Genomic DNA, 14,855 nt, shown 5'->3' with positions numbered 1-14,855 from the left:
GGCGTGGAGATCGGGAGTAGTCATGACAGGCCACGGAGAACCGCCGGAAGGACCGCCGCCGCCCGAGAACCCATCAGGTGGAGAGGACGAGTACCGCTCCCTCGTCTTCGACGAATCGTTCGTGCGTGCTGCGCAACTCCAGGAGTTCTCCGCGCAGGAACGGATGGGCGCACACGCGCGCGCTGTGCGCTCCCTCCCGAGGCGTGGCACCCGTCGGCGCTCCCGGGCTGCCATCGCTCTCGTCGTGCTGATAACCCTCGCCTTCGCCACCGCCGTCTACATGGGTTTCCGCAGCCCCTACCCCACCCCCGTGGGCAGGGACGCGGAGCCGCTACGGACCACGGTCGTCCCCTTGGCCCCCCGGGGCCCCGTGCCCGGCGGCGCGCCCGACTCCCTCCTGGCCGACGGTCCGGCCGCCACCTTCCGGACCGGGGCGTCGGGGATCAACCTGCCACCCGTCCGGCGGACGGAGAACTTCTCGGACAGCCAGGTCACCAGCGCCCTGAGCACGGTCAAGGATTACCTGGTCGAGTCCTCGCTCGACCCCGACGTCATCACCGGCGGCGTCGTGCGGCCGGTCGGGCGGCTGCTCGACCCCGACCAGACGAGCCAGTTCGAAGCGAGCGTGAACTCACCGGCCGACGACGGCGTGCACTCCGCCACCGGCTGGCTGGTGCGTTTCGACCCGGCCCAGGTGGAGCTGGCCGACCCTGACATCCGCGTGCACGGGACCCTCTCGTACGCCGATGCGGGTTCGGACACCCTGGAGGTGGTGTCCGACCACACCTTCACCTACGCACTGCGCCCCGCCGTGTCAGGCCCGCACCAGGCGGACGAGGCGTCCCTGTTCACCGTGCGCCGTGTGCTGCACTTCCTCCTCGACAGGGAGGATCTGCGACTGCACCGGCTGGAGGTGCGCAGCGCCTATGTCCAGGCGGGACCGCAGTCCTGCTCGGCCGACATGGCCGGCGCCCTCCGTCCGCTCCTCGCCGGTGAGCGGGCGGACACCCGGGGCCCGCACGGCACCGACCCGTACGCCACCGGACAGCCCGCGGCCGCGCTGTGCGGGACGCTGGCTGTCAGCTCCCCGTCCCCGGGGTCTCTTCCTCGGGGCCCGGACGCCGCCAGGTCCCCTCGGAACCGCCCGTAGCGTCCGCGTCCTGGGTGGAGCCGCCCTTGCCCGCCGCGCTGCCGTTGCCCCCGCCGCCCGCGCCGGTGAACTTGTCCCGAAGCTTGCCGCCCAGGTCACCCGCCCCGCCCGCGATGTCACCCACGAGCTTCATCAACGGGTCCTTGCTGCTGCGCACCGTGTCCGCGTAATGAGCAGCCGACTCCCGGAAGGAGTCCGTCACGGACGTGTCCTTGTCCTCCTCGCGCTTGGGGTAGTGACCGTCCATGATGCGCTGGTAGTCCCGGGTCTCCGACCACTTCTTCAGCTCCGCGGCCCGCACGGTGGCGAAGGGGTGTGAGCGGGGCAGCACGTTGAGGATCTTGAGGACGGAGTCGCGGAGATCCCCGCCCTTCTCGTACTCGTCGGCCTGCGCGAGGAACGCGTCGACGTTCATCTCGTGGAGGTGGTTGCCGCCCGCGATCTTCATCAGGCCGCGCATGGACGCCTGTAGGTCCTGCCCGACCAGCAACCCGGCCCGATCGGCCGACAGCTCCGACTTGCGGAACCACTCCCGCAGCGCCGTGACGATCGTCATGATCGCGACGTTGCCGAGCGGGATCCACGCCACCTTGACGGCGAGGCCGGTGAGGAAGAGCAGTATCGTGCGGTACACCGAGTGCCCGGAGAGGGCGTGGCCCACCTCATGGCCCACGACGGCCCGCATCTCCTCCTCGTCCAGCAGCTCCACCAGCCCGGTCGTCAGCACGATGATCGGCTCGTCCAGGCCGATGCACATGGCGTTGGGCTGCGGGTCCTGCCTGACGTACATCGGCGGGACCTTCTGAAGGTCCAGGATGTAACAGGCGTCCCGCAGCATGTCGTTGAGGTGGGCGAACTGGGCATCGCTCACCCGGACGGAGTCCGAGAGGAAGAGCAGTCGCAGACTGCGCTCGGGAAGCAGCCCGCTGAGCGCCTTGAACACGGTGTCGAAACCGCTCAGCCTGCGCAGGGCCACCAGGGCCGAGCGGTCCGCCGGGTGCTCGTAGGCCCGGGAGGAGATACCCGGGAACCTCATACGCTGCCTGCTCGGCATGCTCTCGTGACTGTTTTCGGTCATGGATGGCCCCCTGTTCGTACGAGACGTCGCTCGTCCCCCTGGCACAAGCCAGCGTATGTGCTGGCGCTACGGTGTGCGGGGGGCTGTGGATAACTGTGAGGAGCGCCCGAAATGCCGCACACCGCCGTACTGCTCGCTGCCGCATCCGAGGACCAGGGGCCGGGCAGCACACTCCGCGTCGTGCTGCTCGTCTCCCTCGTCGGCGCGGCCCTGCTCGCCTGGTTCCTCCTGCGCGGATACCGCAACCACGACGACAACGACTGAGTCGGCGTGAGCGTGCCCGGAGCTCCCGCATACGATGTGCGCGACGTCTTCCTTCCGACTCCCGATCGATAGGTCCTGCAGAAGATGAGCCTCACGAGCACCGCGCACCAGCTGGTCACCCTCGCCTCCGAAGGCGGCGAGCAGGGTGGTAACCACGAAAGCCTCAGCCCGTACCTCACCGGTGGTGGCGCCCTCGTCGCCCTGCTGCTCCTGCTGTGGATCACCACCCGCTTCAACCGCGACCGCTGAGGCAGAGGCGAACAGCCGTGCCAGTAGGGTCTGCACGCATGGGAGAGCAGGAAGTGCCTACCGGCCGGGGCAGACGCCGACTCGGCGTGATGGGCGGGACGTTCGACCCGATCCACCACGGCCACCTGGTCGCGGCGAGCGAGGTGGCCGCCCAGTTCGACCTCGACGAGGTCGTCTTCGTACCGACCGGGCAGCCGTGGCAGAAGAGCCACAAGCAGGTGTCCCCGGCCGAGGACCGTTATCTGATGACGGTCATCGCCACGGCGTCCAACCCACAGTTCTCCGTCTCCCGCAGCGACATCGACCGCGAGGGACCGACGTACACGATCGATACGCTGCGGGACCTGCGCGCGGTGCACGGCGACGCGGACCTCTTCTTCATCACCGGCGCCGACGCGCTGGCCCAGATCCTCACGTGGCGGGACGCCGAGGAATTGTTCTCGCTCTCCCACTTCATCGGGGTGACCCGCCCGGGGCACGTACTGACGGACGACGGGCTGCCCAAGGGCGGCGTGTCACTCGTGGAGGTGCCCGCCCTGGCGATCTCGTCCACGGACTGCCGCGCGAGGGTGGCGCAGGGAGAGCCCGTCTGGTATCTGGTGCCGGACGGCGTCGTCCGCTACATCGACAAGCGCCAGCTGTACCGCGGCGAATGAGCCACGGAGAGGGGCACCGGTGAACGACCGCCAGAACCCGTACGACCCGTACTACCCGCAGCAGCCGCAGATCGTCGGTTACGACGAGTACGGGCAGCCGGTCTATCAGCAGCAGGAGCAGCAAGGGCACCAGCAGTACGACCCGTACGCGGGCACGCAGCAGGGCGGGCAGCCCCAGCAGGATCCCGGCGCACCCCAGGGGTACGGCTACGACCCGTACGCGGGCACGCAGCAGCAGTACGACCCGTACGCCGCCCAGCAGGCCCAGCAGGCCCAGCAGCAGACGCAGCAACAGCCCCAGCAGGGTTATGCCTACGGCTCCGCAGGCTACGGCGACGGCTCCGCGGCCTACGGCTACGACACCGGTCGGCAGCCCGCCGTGGACGACACCGGCCAGCAGTGGACCGCCCCGCAGGCCGCTCCGGCGGCCGCACCCCCGGAGCCCCGGCACGAGCCCGAGCCGGCCCCCGACGCCCTCGTCCCCGAGCAGCGGCGGGGCGACCGCGACTACCGCACCGAGCAGTTCTCGTTCATCGAAGAACCGGACGAGGACTCCGAAGACGTCATCGACTGGCTGAAATTCACCGAGAGCCGTAGCGAGCGGCGCGAGGAGGCACGGCGCCGCGGGCGCAACCGGATGGTCGCGCTCATAGTCGTCGTGGTCCTGGTGGTCGTCGGCGGCGTCGGCTACCTCTGGTTCGCGGGCAACATCCCCGGGGTTTCCGGCCAGGACGAGAAGAAGTCCGCGGCGACGGGCCCGCAGAAGAGGGACGTCATCGTCGTCCACCTGCACGACACGAAGAGCGGCGGCACCTCCACGGCGCTGCTCGTCGACAACGTCACCACCGGGCAGGGCACCACCGTCCTGCTGCCCAACTCGTTGTCCGTGACCCTGGACGACGGTTCCACCACCACACTCGGCAAGTCGGTCGACGAGGACGGTTCCACCGGCACACGCGAGGCCATCGACGCGCTGTTCGGCACCGCGATCAGCGGCACCTGGCGGCTGGACACCCCCTATCTGGAGAACCTCGTCGAGCTGGTCGGCACCATCGAGGTCGACACCGACATCGAGGTACCCGACCCCAAGAAGGGCGCGGCTCCACTCGTCAGGAGGGGGGAGGCGCAGACGCTGAACGGGCAGATGGCGGTCGCGTACGCCACCTACCGCGGGCCCGGCGAGCAGGACGCCGAGCAGTTGATGCGCTTCGGGCAGGTCATGCGCGGGGTGCTGCGCAAGATGTCCGAGGACCCCAAGTCCGCGACGGTCACCGTCGAGACGCTGGCGCAGATCCTCGACCCGTCGCTGCCCGAGCAGGACCTGGGCGCCTCGCTGGCCAAGCTCGCCGGGCACGCGAAGGTCGGCGACTACAAGACCTCGCTGCTTCCGGTCCAGGACGACGGCACGCTGACGGAGAAGGCCACGGAGGAGGTCGTCAAGGACATCCTGGGCGGCGCGGTCAAGTCTTCGGAGCAGGGCGCCGCCGTACGCGTCGGTATCAAGAACGCCACCGGCAGCGCGGGCGGCACCGAAGCCGCCAGGGTCCAGTTGGTCAACGGCGGCTACGCGTTCGTGGACAGCGGCAAGGCCGCTGCCGAGGCCACCTCCGAGGTCCTCTACGGAACGCCGGAGGATAAGGCGAAGGCGGTCGAGATCGCCAAGACCCTGGGGCTCCCGGACAGCGCGGCGAAGCAGGGCAAGCCGGCGGCGAACGCCGACGTGTCCGTCGTCCTCGGCCAGGACTATGAGATCCCGGACCCGACGTAGTGAGGGCCGTCGGCGGTCCGTGAGACCCTAGGAGGGTACTGAAGGGCGTGGCTCGGCCCGCGACCACGATCTTCAGCACCCTCCCGGAGGGTGACCCCGACCGCCGACGAAAGCCTGCATGTGACCGCCACGGACCGCTCCATCGAGCTCATCACCACTGCCGCCCAGGCGGCGGCCGACCGGCTCGCGCACGACATCATCGCCTACGACGTCAGCGACGTGCTGTCGATCACCGACGCCTTCCTGCTGGCCTCGGCCCCCAACGACCGCCAGGTCAAGTCGATCGTCGACGAGATCGAGGAGCGGCTCCAGAAGGAGCTCGGCGCCAAGCCGGTACGCCGCGAGGGCGACCGCGACGCCCGCTGGATCCTTCTCGACTACGTCGACATCGTGATCCACGTCCAGCACAGCGAGGAGCGCGTCTTCTACGCGCTCGAACGCCTGTGGAAGGACTGCCCCGAGATCGCCCTCCCCGAGGACGCGCTGAAGACCTGCGGCAAGGCCGAGGAGCACGCCCAGCTCCACGGCGTCACGGAAGGTGAGCAGAGCTGAACGGCACCAGGAGCGGCAGAGGCCGCAGGATCGTCCTCTGGCGACACGGCCAGACAGCGTGGAATCTGGAACGCCGCTTCCAGGGTTCCACCGACATCGACCTCACCGAGACCGGTGTCAGCCAGGCCCGCCGGGCCGCCCGGCTCCTCGCCTCCCTGCAGCCGGACGCGATCGTGGCCTCCGACCTGCGGCGGGCAGCCGACACGGCCGCCGAGCTGGCCGCGGTCACGGGTCTCGACGTCGCCCACGACTCAGGTCTGCGCGAAACGTACGCAGGCGCCTGGCAGGGCCTGACGCACGAGGAGATCGTCGAACAGTACGGCGAGCAGTACGCCGCGTGGAAGCGCGGCGAGCCCGTACGCAGGGGTGGCGGCGAGCTGGAGACCGAGGTGGCCGACCGGGCCGCCCCGGTCGTGCTGGAGCACGCCGGCAAGCTCCCCGATGCGGGGACGCTGGTCGTCGTGAGCCACGGCGGCACGATCCGCACCACCATCGGCCGGCTGCTCGGACTGGACTCCTACCACTGGGAGGGACTCGGTGGTCTTTCCAACTGCTGCTGGTCCGTGCTGGGCGAGGGTGCCCGCGGCTGGCGGCTGCTCGAGCACAACGCCGGGACGCTTCCCGAGCCGGTGCTCGGCGACGACGACTGACGCGTGCCCACCGCGGCGCGTGCTCCCGGGCCGCCTCCCGGCGGTGACGGCCGGATTTCACTTTCCGGCTGGTCGCAGGCTAAAGTTCTTCTTGTTCGCAGCGCGGAAACGCAGGGAAACACAGCGGACAGCGGGGCTATAGCTCAGTTGGTAGAGCGCCTGCATGGCATGCAGGAGGTCAGGAGTTCAATTCTCCTTAGCTCCACAGCAGGATCCCGTCCCCATCAGGGGGCGGGATCTTTTCATGTCTCCACTCCCTCCCGCCCCCGCCCCCGCCCTCCGTGCCCTTCCGCACTTCACGGATCCGTACCGGGCCGGAGGCGACTGTTCCCGGCCGACACCGCCGACGGGTTTCTCAGCGGGCTGACCTGCTTGCGGGGGCATGGCAGAATCGGAACGCCGGAGGGGGCGACGGACCGATCGGGAGGGAGCGCGATGCCTGCGAGCCGCGTACAGGTCCTGGACCTGCCCGTCACCTCCACCCCGCCCACCGGTCCCCCGGTATGCCCGACCGGCTACGGCGCGTGTACGGCCTGCCCCTTCAGTCGGGGCTGACCGGATGGGTGTGCACAGGCGGAAGTGCGACTGGTGCGGCAGCGGTACGCCCATCGTCAGGGACATGGATCCCGTGAACACCGAGTTCCAGTACTGGTGCGAGGAGTGCGCGCGGGCGCTGATCATAAAAGGCGACCCCATCGAGACGTACCGGGAACTGGAAGGGGAGCCGATCTACGGCCGGCTCCTGGAGGAGCACTGCACCCTCAAGCGCTTCTACTCCTTCGCCACTGCCTGACCGGTACGGACGCCGGACGCCCCCGGCCGGTGCGATGCCCGCCAGGCATATCGGGAGGTAGTGGAAACGATTTTTGATGCGCCGGGGAGACCGTGTAGTGTTCTCGATGTCGCCAGGGAAACCGGGTGACGAGAAGCACGGGGCTATAGCTCAGTTGGTAGAGCGCCTGCATGGCATGCAGGAGGTCAGGAGTTCAATTCTCCTTAGCTCCACAGTGAAGAAGCGGGTCGTCCGAATCGGGCGACCCGCTTCTCGTCTTCCTGGACGGGCCAGGGCGCCCAAGGAACCGGCGGGTCGCACGTGCTCGCCTGCCAGGACCGTCGGAAGGCGGTGTGGGACGTACAGCACGTGTGCACGTGCTGCGTCGGGCCCGTGCCGATGGCGTGCGGCGGCAGGCCGGGGAAAGGCCGGGCCGTCCCTTCGCGCCGGTGACCGCCGCTCCTCGCGCGGGTAACTGCGGGGCGGTGCTCGGGGGCCGTGCGGTACCCTGGCGCCATGCGTGCCGTAGGCCTTCTGCTTAGCGAGCCGCGCTGATCAGTACCGACCGGTGAGAACGCCTGGTCGGACTCGGCGCGGCGTCCCCTCCTGTGCGAGGGGATTTTTCGTTTCCGTAGACGTGTGTCCGTAGACGTGTGTCCGTGGACGTGGGCGCCGCAGATGACGATCGATGGAGCTTTGAGGATCATGAGCGAGACGAACACCGCGGCCGAGGTCGCCGCGCCGCACCGCTACACGGCGGCGATGGCCGCTGACATCGAGGCACGCTGGCAGGACTTCTGGGACGCCGAAGGGACGTACGAGGCGCCGAACCCGACCGGCGACCTCGCTGGCGATCCGGACATGGCCGCCAAGCCCAAGAAGTTCATCATGGACATGTTCCCCTACCCGTCGGGCGCGGGGCTGCACGTCGGCCACCCGCTCGGCTACATCGCCACCGACGTCTACGCACGCCACCAGCGGATGACCGGGCACAACGTCCTGCACACCCTGGGCTTCGACGCCTTCGGGCTGCCGGCGGAGCAGTACGCCGTGCAGACCGGCACGCATCCTCGGATCTCCACCGAGGCCAACATGGAGAACATGAAGGTCCAGCTGCGCCGACTGGGCCTGGGCCATGACAAGCGCCGTTCCTTCGCGACGATCGACGCGGACTACTACAGATGGACCCAGTGGATCTTCCTGCAGATCTTCAACTCCTGGTACGACACCGAGGCGGACCGGGCGCGTCCGATCGCCGACCTCATCGCCCAGTTCGAGAACGGTGAGCGTCCGACCCCGGACGGCCGTGAGTGGACCGCGCTGAGCTCCGTGGAGCGCGCCGACCTCCTGGGGCGTTACCGCCTGGCGTACGCCTCGGACGCGCCTGTCAACTGGTCGCCCGGGCTGGGTACGGTGCTGGCCAACGAAGAGGTCACGGCGGACGGCCGCTCCGAGCGTGGCAACTTCCCCGTCTTCAAGGCCAAGCTGCGCCAGTGGAACATGCGCATCACCGCCTACGCCGACCGGCTGCTGAACGACCTGGACGGGCTGGACTGGCCCGAGGCGATCAAGCTGCAGCAGCGCAACTGGATCGGCCGTTCGGAGGGCGCGCGCGTCGACTTCCCGGTCGACGGCGCGGGCGGTATCACGGTCTTCACCACCCGTCAGGACACCCTGTTCGGCGCCACCTACATGGTGCTGGCACCCGAACACGACCTGGTCGAGCGGATCATCCCCGCCGCCTGGCCGGAGGGCACCCACCCGGTGTGGACCGGTGGTCACGCGAGCCCGGCCGAGGCCGTGACGGCGTACCGCAAGCAGGCCGCCGCCAAGTCCGACGTCGAGCGGCAGGCCGAGGCCAAGGACAAGACCGGTGTCTTCACCGGTGCGTACGCGACCAATCCGGTCAGCGGGGAGAAGGTCCCCGTCTTCATCGCCGACTACGTTCTGATGGGCTACGGCACGGGCGCGATCATGGCCGTTCCGGCGCACGACGCACGTGACTTCGCGTTCGCACGCGCCTTCGAGCTGCCGATGCGCTGTGTGGTCCAGCCGTCCGACGGCCGCGGTACGGATCCCTCGACGTGGGAGGACGCCTTCTCCTCCTACGAGGCGAAGCTGGTCAACTCCGCCAACGAGGAGATCTCGCTGGACGGCCTGGGGGTCGTCGAAGCCAAGGCGAAGATCACCGACTGGCTGCAGGAGCGGGGCGTCGGCGAGGGAACCGTCAACTTCCGGCTGCGTGACTGGCTGTTCAGCCGTCAGCGCTACTGGGGCGAGCCCTTCCCGATCGTGTACGACGAGGAGGGCATCGCCCACCCGCTGCCCGAGTCGATGCTGCCCCTGGAGCTGCCCGAGGTCGAGGACTACTCACCGCGCACCTTCGACCCGGAGGACGCCGACACCCAGCCCGAGACACCGCTGTCCCGGAACGCCGACTGGGTCAACGTCACCCTGGATCTCGGCGACGGCGCTGGTCCGCGGAGCTACCGCCGTGAGACCAACACCATGCCGAACTGGGCGGGTTCCTGCTGGTACGAGCTGCGTTACCTGGACCCGGACAACGACCGCCGGCTGGTCGACCCAGAGGTCGAGCAGTACTGGATGGGCCCGCGTGAAGGCCAGCCCACCGGAGGCGTCGACCTGTACGTGGGTGGTGCGGAGCACGCCGTGCTGCACCTGCTGTACGCGCGCTTCTGGTCCAAGGTGCTGCACGACCTGGGCCACATCTCGTCCGCCGAGCCGTTCCACAAGCTGTACAACCAGGGCATGATCCAGGCCTTCGTGTACCGGGACAGCCGAGGCATCGCGGTCCCGGCCGCCGAGGTCGAGGAGCGCGACGGGGCGTACTACCACGGAGGCGAGAAGGTCAGCCGTGTCCTGGGCAAGATGGGCAAATCCCTGAAGAACGCCGTGACGCCCGACGAGATCTGCGGCGAGTACGGTGCGGACACCCTGCGGCTGTACGAGATGGCGATGGGCCCGCTGGACGTCTCGCGTCCCTGGGACACGCGCGCCGTGGTCGGCCAGTACCGGCTGCTGCAGCGACTGTGGCGCAACGTGGTCGACGAGGAGACCGGTGAGGTCACCGTCGTCGACACGGAGCCCGACGAGGACACGCTGCGGGCCTTGCACAAGGCCGTCGACGGTGTCGGCAAGGACATGGCGGGGATGCGGTTCAACACGGCCATCGCCAAGGTGACCGAGCTGAACAACCATCTGACGAAGACCGGTGGCCCGCTGTCGCGGTCGGTCGCCGAGCGTCTGGTGCTGCTGATCGCCCCGCTGGCACCGCACGTCGCGGAGGAGCTGTGGCACCGGCTGGGCCACACGGAGTCGGTCGTGCACCAGGACTTCCCGGTCGCCGACCCCGCGTACGTCGTGGACGAGACCGTGACCTGTGTCGTGCAGGTCAAGGGCAAGGTCAAGGCACGTCTGGAGATCTCCCCGTCGATCACGGACGCGGAACTGGAGGCGCTGGCGCTGGCCGACGAGAGCGTCGTCGCCGCTCTGGGCGGGGCCGGCATCCGCAAGGTGATCGTGCGGGCGCCGAAGCTGGTCAACATCGTTCCTGCGTAAGCGGTAGGTCCCCGCCTCGCGCAGGGCTGCCGGACCGCTCTCCGCGCAGGCGGTCGGTTCGGCCCGGCGCGGGCGGGCGGACGCGCCCGGTGGGGCGGTCGGCATGATCCCGCGCCTGGGAGACGGGCGGCGGGAGGTATGGGGGCTTTCCCCTACGGGCAGGTTGAGGGTCCAGGTGGAACCCTCGGCCTGCCCGTTCCGTTTACGGTAGAGGTGGCGGTCGTACCGGCAGCCGAGTCGACAAGCGAGGGGCGTTCATGGAAGCCGTGATCCTGATCCTGACGCTGCTGTTCGTCGCCCTCGCTGCCCTCGGGGTGTACGCGGGCGTCAAGGTGGTTCGTGCCGCGAAGCGTGGCGTGGACCGCACGGTCACCCAGGCACGCCGCTCCGTGGAGGACACCGCGCTGCGGGCCAAGAGCTACGGTCAGCCCGGTGTGGCGGGGGAGCTGGCGCAGCTCCGTCTGGCGCTGCGTACCTCCATGCGGGCCACGCAGGAGGCACTGAACGCGCAGGCTGCCCAGGACGCCTCGCTCTCGGAGTCCCTGGGGCTCTTCCAGCGGCTCAGTGTGCACGGACGCGAGCTGGACGAGGACCTCAAGCGCCTGGAGCGGGAGCCGGACCGGGCGACCGTGGCCACGCTGCTGCCGGGCCTGAAGGAGCGCACGGAGCGCATCACACACTCGGCGGAGTCGCTGCGCTGGGCCGCACGTGACCGTGCGCGGCAGTTCGCCGACGACGATCTGACGGCGCTGAATGCGCAGATCGACGTCGAGGCGGGAGCCCTGCGGCACTGGACGACCGAGGAGCAGCCGGAGCGGCGCGCCGCGACCGGGCCCGCTGCCGGCGCCGGGGACGCGTGGGACGAGCCGCGCGAGGAGAAGACGCCCCAGGCGCTCACCCCTCCGGACCCGCGGCAGCACACCGGCTACTCCTGGCAGAAGTCCGCCCGGCCCGAGACCACGAACTGACGCGGGCGCACCGTCTCCGAGACCGGCAGGACGGGTCCCGGGCCGAGCGGTAACGATCAGCGGGCCGGGGCCGGGCTGCGACGCCCGCGCCCCGGGAGGTAACCTCCGGCTCATGTCCCGCCATGTCGCGATCGTCACCGATTCAACGGCCTACCTGCCGCCGCAGACGATGGAACGGCACAGCATCACCGCGGTGCCCCTGACCGTCGTTCTGGGTAATCAGGCCTTGGAGGAAGGTACGGAGATCTCGGCCCGGTCGCTTGCCCTGGCACTGCAGAGGCGCCGTTCCGTGACCACGTCCCGGCCCAGCCCCGAAGTCATCGCGGCCGCCTACCGTGCCGCCGCCGACGCGGGGGCGGAGGGCATCGTCTCGCTCCATCTGTCGGCCGAGTTCTCGGGTACGTACGACGCGGCGCTGCTCGCGGCGCAGGACGCGCCGGTGCCGGTGCGCGTCGTCGACACCGGGATGGTCGCCATGGCCCTGGGCTTCTGCGCACTGGCCGCCGCCGAGGCCGCCGAGGTGGGCGGAGGGCTCGACGAGGCGGTCGCCGCCGCCGAGAAGCGGGCCGCCGGTACATCCGCGTACTTCTACGTCGACACCCTGGACTACCTGCGACGGGGCGGCCGGATCGGCGCCGCACAGGCATTGCTGGGTTCGGCTCTCGCGGTGAAGCCCCTGCTGCAGCTCACGGGGGGACGCATCGAAATGCTGGAGAAGGTCCGGACGGCGTCCAAGGCGATCGCACGGCTGGAGGAGATCGTCGCGGAGCAGGCCGGAACGGGCGCGGTGGACATCGCCGTGCACCACCTCACCGCGCCGGACCGTGCCGAGCGGCTGGCCGAACGGCTCCAGGAGCGGGTTCCGGGGCTCGTGGATCTGCACGTGAGTGAGGTGGGGGCGGTGATCGGGGCGCACACCGGGCCGGGACTTCTGGCAGCGGTGGTCTCGCCGCGCTGAGGCCGCGATCCTTCTCGCCGTACCGGTGCTTTCCGGCCCTGCCCTCTTTCCTCTTGCGCCGGATCTTTCTCCTTCTGCCTCGAACCGCTCTCTTTCGAGTGGCGGAGTTATCCACAACTGCAGAGTTTTCCACCGTGATTGAGGCTGCTCAGCGGGTTCGGGCGGAAGTGTCTAGCGTCCTGAGGCATGACTCTCCGATCACCTCACGCATCCATCCGCGCCACCGTCCGTCAGGCCGGCGGTGCCCTCGCCGAGGCGATGCCCCGCGCTACGGGCTCGGGGGCGCACCGGGCTGCTCCGCCTGCGACGAGAAGGCACCGGGCCTCCGGCCACGCTCGACGAGGGCCGGGCGCCGGCCCCAGGGGAGCGGCAGGAACCGGGCCCCACACCCGCAGCGCGCGCCGACGGCGGGCCCTGGGCGGCGCGGACGCCCAGGCCGCGGCCGCATTCCGGCTCCGGGCTGATGCCCTGCTTGCCGGAGGTGGACCACCGGCGGGGGCTCCGTCCGTGCGCGCGGTGGCGTCGGACGGGATGCTGTCGGGTGGAGTATCGGCCGGTGGGGTGCCGCTGGACGGGGTGCCATCGGCTGTGGCACCGCCCAGCGTGGTACCTCCGGGGGGAAGGGTTTTCTCCCGCACCCGCACCCGCGCCGCGCCGTCGTGGGCGCCGGCTCCGGTGCGATCCGCGTCGCCGCTCTCCACGACCGAGACGCTTCTCCCGACCCGGTCGCCGTCATCGACCCGGGTGCTTCATTCCTCCTCAGCGCCTTCCACTCCCCGTTCGTCGTCCTCCATGCGCGCATCGTCCCTGGGTCCGTCAGGGGTGGCAGCGGCGCACTGTGCCCCATCGCCGCCGCATTCCTCCCTGCCCCCTCACCCGCCACCGGCCGGGTCGGCCGACCGACCATCCACACCGAGCGGGAGCCCGAGCCCGGTCTTGAGCCCGAGCGGGAGTGCGGGCCCGAATCCGAATCCGAGCCCGAACCCGAACGCGAATCCGAGCGCAGGCGCAGGCGCAGGCGGGAGCGTGCGCGTGGGTCCGAGTGGGATCTTGGGCCTGAGCCCGATCCCGAGCCCGGGCGGGAGTGTGGGCCCGAGTTCGGGCGGGGGTGCGGGCCCGAGTGTGGGCCCGAGCCCGGGCGGGAGTGTGGGCCCGAGCATGAGCCTGGGCTCGAGCCCGAGCCCAGGCGGGAGCGTGGGTGTGGGTGTGGGTCCGAGGGGGTTCCTGAGCCCGAGTTTGAGCCTGAGCCCGCGTCTGAGCGCAGGTGCAGGCGGGAGTGCGGGCGTGAGTCCGAGTGGGTTCCTGAGCCCGAATCCGAGCCCGAACCCGATCCCGCGTCCGATCTCAAGTCCGAGCCCGAGCGGGAGTGCGGGCGCGGGTCCCGGCGAGAGTCCGGGGGGTGACGGGCTGTTCGTCGGGTCGGCGGCCACCCCCGCACGGTGGTGGCGGATGGCCGGGCCTGCTCTCCGCGATCGGCTGCCCCTGTGGGTGCAGCTCCGCTGCGGGCTGGAGCCCCGGTCACTCGCGGCCCTCGCTGTCGTTCTGGTCGGGGCCGCGGTTCTCGCCGTGACGCATTTCTGGTCGGCTCGCCCCGAGTCCGTACGGGCCCCCGAACGGGTGGCGGAGGCAGCGGAGGCCCGCCCGGGGGAACGGGCGTCCTCCGATCGGCTGGTCCCCGGCGCCCTGCCAAGGACGGCGCCGTCCTCCGGAGTCTCCGCCCTCGCCGGCAACGGCGGACAGGTCGTCGTCGACGTGAGCGGCAAGGTGCGTCGGCCGGGCGTCCGGCGTCTGCCGGCCGGCTCGCGTGTGGCCGACGCTCTGCGCGCGGCGGGGGGCGTGCGCGAGGGTACGGACGTCACCGGGCTCAACCGGGCCCGTGTACTGACGGACGGCGAGCAGGTGATCGTCGGCCTGCCCGCGGTCCAGGCCGCCACGGGCGCGGCAGTCGGCGGTGCGGGCGGCTCCGGTGCGGGGCAAACCGGCCCGGCAGTACCTGTCAGCCTCACCACGGCGACGGTCGAGCAGCTCGACGCCCTGCCCGGTGTCGGGCCGGTGCTCGCTCAGCACATCATCGATTACCGCACGGAACACGGGGGTTACCGCTCCGTCGACGAACTCGGCGAGGTCAAGGGGATCGGCGACCGCCGGCTGGCGGACCTGCGGCCACTGGTCCGGCCGTGAACAGCCACACCGTCACCACCCGGGATCCCG

General features: G+C 70.3%; 13 protein-coding genes and 2 tRNA genes. 14 read left to right on the top strand and 1 reads right to left on the bottom strand.

Going from position 1 to position 14,855, the window contains the following annotated elements; translation table 11 throughout:
• Positions 1-22 precede the first annotated feature (22 nt).
• Complete coding sequence (locus BA175_RS19765) at positions 23-1,150, top strand: SCO2583 family membrane protein (RefSeq protein ID WP_069172762.1); 1,128 nt, start codon at positions 23-25, stop codon at positions 1,148-1,150.
• Here the strand turns inward: BA175_RS19765 and BA175_RS19760 are convergent.
• Positions 1,080-2,228, bottom strand: a complete 1,149-nt coding sequence (locus BA175_RS19760) for a M48 family metallopeptidase (protein ID WP_069172761.1) — start codon at positions 2,226-2,228, stop codon at positions 1,080-1,082. The genes BA175_RS19765 and BA175_RS19760 overlap by 71 nt on opposite strands.
• A gap of 111 nt (positions 2,229-2,339) precedes the next feature.
• Between BA175_RS19760 and BA175_RS31220 the strand changes: the two genes are divergently transcribed.
• The 13 genes from BA175_RS31220 to BA175_RS19705 all read left to right on the top strand — a co-directional run bounded on the left by BA175_RS31220 (position 2,340) and on the right by BA175_RS19705 (position 14,825).
• Positions 2,340-2,492, top strand: coding sequence for a hypothetical protein (locus BA175_RS31220; protein ID WP_175420872.1), 153 nt, complete (start codon positions 2,340-2,342; stop codon positions 2,490-2,492).
• 84 nt (positions 2,493-2,576) lie between these two features.
• Positions 2,577-2,741, top strand: coding sequence for a hypothetical protein (locus BA175_RS31215; protein ID WP_175420871.1), 165 nt, complete (start codon positions 2,577-2,579; stop codon positions 2,739-2,741).
• Between the two features lie 38 nt (positions 2,742-2,779).
• The gene (gene nadD, locus BA175_RS19755) at positions 2,780-3,397 is read left to right on the top strand and encodes a nicotinate-nucleotide adenylyltransferase (protein WP_069172760.1); all 618 of its coding nucleotides are present in this window, start codon (positions 2,780-2,782) and stop codon (positions 3,395-3,397) included.
• Positions 3,398-3,416: 19 nt separating this feature from the next.
• The gene (locus BA175_RS19750) at positions 3,417-5,165 is read left to right on the top strand and encodes an LCP family protein (RefSeq protein WP_069172759.1); all 1,749 of its coding nucleotides are present in this window, start codon (positions 3,417-3,419) and stop codon (positions 5,163-5,165) included.
• Between the two features lie 120 nt (positions 5,166-5,285).
• On the top strand, positions 5,286-5,717 hold the full coding sequence (rsfS, locus tag BA175_RS19745) for a ribosome silencing factor (protein ID WP_069173123.1): 432 nt from the start codon (positions 5,286-5,288) through the stop codon (positions 5,715-5,717).
• Positions 5,714-6,367 carry a histidine phosphatase family protein gene (locus tag BA175_RS19740; protein ID WP_069172758.1) on the top strand — a complete coding sequence of 218 codons (654 nt, stop codon included), beginning with the start codon at positions 5,714-5,716 and terminating at the stop codon, positions 6,365-6,367. Before rsfS ends, BA175_RS19740 begins: the two co-directional genes overlap by 4 nt.
• A gap of 132 nt (positions 6,368-6,499) precedes the next feature.
• Positions 6,500-6,572: transfer RNA gene (locus tag BA175_RS19735), tRNA-Ala, on the top strand.
• A 354-nt stretch (positions 6,573-6,926) separates the two neighbouring features.
• Entirely contained in the window at positions 6,927-7,160 is a 234-nt protein-coding gene (locus BA175_RS19730; RefSeq protein ID WP_069172757.1) for a hypothetical protein, read from the top strand.
• A gap of 139 nt (positions 7,161-7,299) precedes the next feature.
• Positions 7,300-7,372, top strand: a tRNA-Ala gene (locus BA175_RS19725).
• 472 nt (positions 7,373-7,844) lie between these two features.
• Positions 7,845-10,718, top strand: coding sequence for a leucine--tRNA ligase (gene leuS / locus BA175_RS19720; protein ID WP_069172756.1), 2,874 nt, complete (start codon positions 7,845-7,847; stop codon positions 10,716-10,718).
• 257 nt (positions 10,719-10,975) lie between these two features.
• Positions 10,976-11,686: a hypothetical protein gene (locus BA175_RS19715; protein ID WP_069172755.1), complete on the top strand. Its 711-nt coding sequence runs from the start codon at positions 10,976-10,978 to the stop codon at positions 11,684-11,686.
• 112 nt (positions 11,687-11,798) lie between these two features.
• On the top strand, positions 11,799-12,644 hold the full coding sequence (locus tag BA175_RS19710; protein ID WP_069172754.1) for a DegV family protein: 846 nt from the start codon (positions 11,799-11,801) through the stop codon (positions 12,642-12,644).
• Positions 12,645-13,808: 1,164 nt separating this feature from the next.
• Positions 13,809-14,825 (top strand): helix-hairpin-helix domain-containing protein, encoded by a 1,017-nt coding sequence (locus BA175_RS19705; RefSeq protein ID WP_438947357.1) that lies wholly within the window; start codon positions 13,809-13,811, stop codon positions 14,823-14,825.
• The last annotated feature ends 30 nt before the right edge of the window (positions 14,826-14,855 follow it).

Source organism: Streptomyces griseus (assembly GCF_001715295.1).
Lineage (GTDB): Bacteria > Actinomycetota > Actinomycetes > Streptomycetales > Streptomycetaceae > Streptomyces > Streptomyces griseus_G.
The sequence above is the reverse complement of the archived record's forward strand: the minus strand, read 5'-3'. Positions and strand labels throughout refer to the sequence as shown.

Bases quoted from the DNA above. Each gene is read 5' to 3' on its own strand.
- BA175_RS19765 (WP_069172762.1), top strand. From the start codon at position 23: ATGACAGGCCACGGAGAACCGCCGGAAGGACCGCCGCCGCCCGAGAAC.
- BA175_RS19760 (WP_069172761.1), bottom strand. From the start codon at position 2,228: ATGACCGAAAACAGTCACGAGAGCATGCCGAGCAGGCAGCGTATGAGG.
- BA175_RS31220 (WP_175420872.1), top strand. From the start codon at position 2,340: ATGCCGCACACCGCCGTACTGCTCGCTGCCGCATCCGAGGACCAGGGG.
- BA175_RS31215 (WP_175420871.1), top strand. From the start codon at position 2,577: ATGAGCCTCACGAGCACCGCGCACCAGCTGGTCACCCTCGCCTCCGAA.
- nadD (WP_069172760.1), top strand. From the start codon at position 2,780: ATGGGAGAGCAGGAAGTGCCTACCGGCCGGGGCAGACGCCGACTCGGC.
- BA175_RS19730 (WP_069172757.1), top strand. From the start codon at position 6,927: ATGGGTGTGCACAGGCGGAAGTGCGACTGGTGCGGCAGCGGTACGCCC.
- leuS (WP_069172756.1), top strand. From the start codon at position 7,845: ATGAGCGAGACGAACACCGCGGCCGAGGTCGCCGCGCCGCACCGCTAC.
- BA175_RS19715 (WP_069172755.1), top strand. From the start codon at position 10,976: ATGGAAGCCGTGATCCTGATCCTGACGCTGCTGTTCGTCGCCCTCGCT.
- BA175_RS19710 (WP_069172754.1), top strand. From the start codon at position 11,799: ATGTCCCGCCATGTCGCGATCGTCACCGATTCAACGGCCTACCTGCCG.